Origin of the sequence: Azohydromonas lata NBRC 102462 (assembly GCF_001571085.1) — a bacterium.
GTDB lineage: Bacteria > Pseudomonadota > Gammaproteobacteria > Burkholderiales > Burkholderiaceae_C > Azohydromonas > Azohydromonas lata.
In genome coordinates, this window is record NZ_BCTC01000216.1 from 1 (window position 1) to 3269 (window position 3269).

Genomic DNA, 3269 nt, shown 5'->3' on the forward strand with positions numbered 1-3269 from the left:
TTTCGGTCGGCGCCAACACCTTCTCGTCATAGACACAGCGCCCGTCGCGCTTGTGGCCCACCACCAGCCGCTTGGCCAGCTCGGAAAAATAGCTCTCTGACATTACGTGCCCATCTGCCTACGTGGGCACGTACCTTCTCAGCAGCCGCCTGGGTCCTCAAGGCGTGGTTATTTGACCGCTTACCGCGCTTACTGCGCTTGGTCCTTGATTCCATTGCACCTTTCCCTTCCTCAGGGCAAAGGTGTCAACACTGGGCAGGACGGGTCATCTGATGCAAAAAAGCCGGACATGCACGCATGCCCGGCTTTTTTTTCAACCGTGACGCCTGAGCCTGAAAAGCCGGCGTCGCCAGGAGCAATTACTCTTTGTTCTTAGCAGCCCAAGCAGCCATGCCGGTGCGGATTTCCTCGCGCGCACCCTCGGGGCCTTCCCAGCCCAGCACCTTGACCCACTTGCCCTTTTCCAAGTCCTTGTAGTGCTCAAAGAAATGCTGGATTTGCTTGAGGCGAAGCTCGTTGAGGTCCTCAGGCTTTTGCCAGTGGCTGTAAATGGGAAGTATCTTGTTGGTCGGCACAGCCAGCAGTTTGCTGTCGCCTCCGGCCTCGTCTTCCATCTTGAGGATGCCGATGGGACGGCAGGTCACGACTACGCCCGGGATCAGCGGGAACGGCGTGATGACCAGGACGTCCACTGGATCACCATCATCGGCCAGCGTCTGCGGCACATAGCCGTAGTTGCACGGGTAGTGCATGGCGGTACCCATGAAGCGGTCAACAAACAGCGCGCCGCTGTCCTCGTCCACTTCGTACTTGATCGGGTCCGCGTTCATCGGGATTTCAATGATCACGTTGAACTCTTCCGGTGCCTTGGCGCCGGGCGTCACGCTATGCAGGCTCATGCTTTTTCTCGACTGAAGGGAAACGCCCATTCTAAGTACGACGCTTGCCGCCGCCTGACTGGCTGGTGCACACGGACGCACCACAGCGGTGAGAAAAAAGACCGTCATGCGTGAACTCATCCCGTAGCATCACCCACGATCCCGTGGCTGATCGCTGCGGATCCGGGCCGAATTGATCGGCGTCGGGCAGTACCCAGGCGCCACAACGTCGCGAAGGGAGCATCTTTGATGTCAACCAACTGGGCGCTGATCATTGCGCTGGCCTGCGGGCTGGCGGCTGTCCTCTACGGTTTTGTGCAACGCAGTTGGATACTGCGGCAGGACAGCGGCAACGACCGAATGCGCGAGATCGCCAATGCGATACAGCAAGGGGCCGCGGCTTATCTCGCCAGGCAGTACAAGACCATCGCCGTCGTCGGCGTGATACTGGCAATTCTGATCGCCGTGTTCCTGAACGCCGCCACGGCAGCCGGTTTCGTTGCCGGCGCCGTGCTGTCGGGCGCCTGCGGCTTCATAGGCATGAACATCTCTGTGCGGGCCAACGTGCGCACGGCCCAAGCGGCCACGCAAGGCATTGGGCCCGCGCTCAACGTTGCGTTCAAAGGTGGCGCCATCACCGGCATGCTGGTCGTTGGCCTGGGACTGTTGGGGGTGGTGCTGTTCTTCTGGTTCATAACGTCCAACGGCAACGATGTCCCCACGCGCAGTCTGTCAGCCACGCTCAAGCCCATGCTGGGCTTTGCGTTCGGCTCATCGCTGATTTCCATCTTTGCCCGCTTGGGTGGAGGCATCTTCACAAAGGGCGCTGACGTGGGCGCCGACTTGGTGGGCAAGGTTGAAGCCGGCATCCCCGAGGACGACCCGCGCAACCCGGCCGTGATCGCAGACAACGTGGGAGACAACGTCGGCGACTGCGCCGGCATGGCTGCCGACCTGTTCGAGACCTACGTGGTGACTTTGATTGCCACCATGGCGCTGGGTGCGCTGATGGTCAGCGCCGCACCCATGCAAGCTGTGCTGTACCCGTTGGTTTTGGGCGGCGTATCCATCATTGCATCCATCATCGGTTGCGCCTTCGTCAAGGCATCGCCGCAAATGCGCAACGTGATGCCTGCGCTCTACAAGGGCCTCATCGTGGCGGGCGTGCTGTCGCTAGCCGCCTTCTGGTTCGTCACTGCTGCGCTCATACCGGACGATGCGCTTGGGCCCCGAACGCAGTTGCGTTTGTTCGGCTCCTGTGCCGTAGGCCTGGTGCTGACGGCAGCCATGGTGTGGGTTACCGAGTACTACACCGGGACCCAGTACAAGCCTGTGCAGCATGTGGCGCAAGCGTCCACGACCGGCCATGGCACCAACATCATTGCAGGGCTGGGTGTGAGCATGAAGAGTACCGTCTGGCCGGTATTGCTGGTCTGCGCGGCGATTACGTTGTCTTATCAACTGGCAGGGCTGTACGGCATTGCCATCGCCGCCACCGCCATGCTCAGCATGGCCGGCATCGTGGTGGCCCTGGATGCCTATGGGCCCATCACCGACAACGCCGGCGGCATCGCTGAAATGGCCGAGTTGCCCGCAAGCGTGCGCGACATCACTGACCCACTGGACGCTGTGGGCAACACCACCAAGGCCGTCACAAAAGGCTATGCCATTGGTTCGGCGGGATTGGCCGCTCTAGTGCTGTTTGCCGACTACACGCACGCGTTGGAGACACGCGGTATGGAGGTGCGATTTGATCTGTCTGACCCGCGAGTGATCATTGGCCTCTTCATTGGTGGACTGATTCCGTACCTTTTTGGTGCCATGGCCATGGAAGCCGTCGGACGCGCAGCGGGGGCTGTGGTTGAAGAAGTGCGACGGCAGTTCCGCGACATCCGAGGGATCATGGACGGCAGTGGCAAGCCTGAATATGGCCGGGCGGTGGACATGCTCACTGGGGCGGCCATCAAAGAAATGGTGCTGCCTTCGCTGCTGCCGGTCATCGTACCTATTCTCGTAGGTTTGTTTTTGGGTCCCAAAGCCCTGGGCGGCTTACTGATGGGAACAATCATCACGGGGTTGTTCGTGGCCATCAGCATGTGCACCGGTGGCGGCGCCTGGGATAACGCCAAGAAATATATTGAGGACGGGCATCACGGCGGCAAAGGCTCTGAGGCGCACAAAGCGGCCGTTACAGGCGATACCGTCGGTGATCCTTATAAAGACACAGCTGGACCAGCCGTAAACCCACTGATCAAAATCATCAATATCGTGGCGCTGCTTATTGTGCCGTTACTGCCGATGGAAACGGGCACCGCTACAGGCATGACGCCTCAAGGCATTTCAATCACCGCTGCATCCGCTATTGCGACGCAACCAGCAAAATAGAATTCC

The 3269-nt window shown here is 60.0% G+C and carries 2 protein-coding genes; one reads left to right on the forward strand and one right to left on the reverse strand.

Annotated features, from left to right (window positions below):
- Positions 1-359 precede the first annotated feature (359 nt).
- A complete protein-coding gene (gene ppa, locus ALA01S_RS30520; RefSeq protein ID WP_066343478.1) occupies positions 360-899 on the reverse strand; it encodes an inorganic diphosphatase in 540 nt (179 codons plus the stop codon).
- Positions 900-1127: 228 nt separating this feature from the next.
- On the opposite strand from ppa, the gene ALA01S_RS30525 reads away from it, so the two are divergent.
- On the forward strand, positions 1128-3263 hold the full coding sequence (locus tag ALA01S_RS30525; protein ID WP_084268105.1) for a sodium-translocating pyrophosphatase: 2136 nt from the start codon (positions 1128-1130) through the stop codon (positions 3261-3263).
- Positions 3264-3269: the final 6 nt, after the last annotated feature.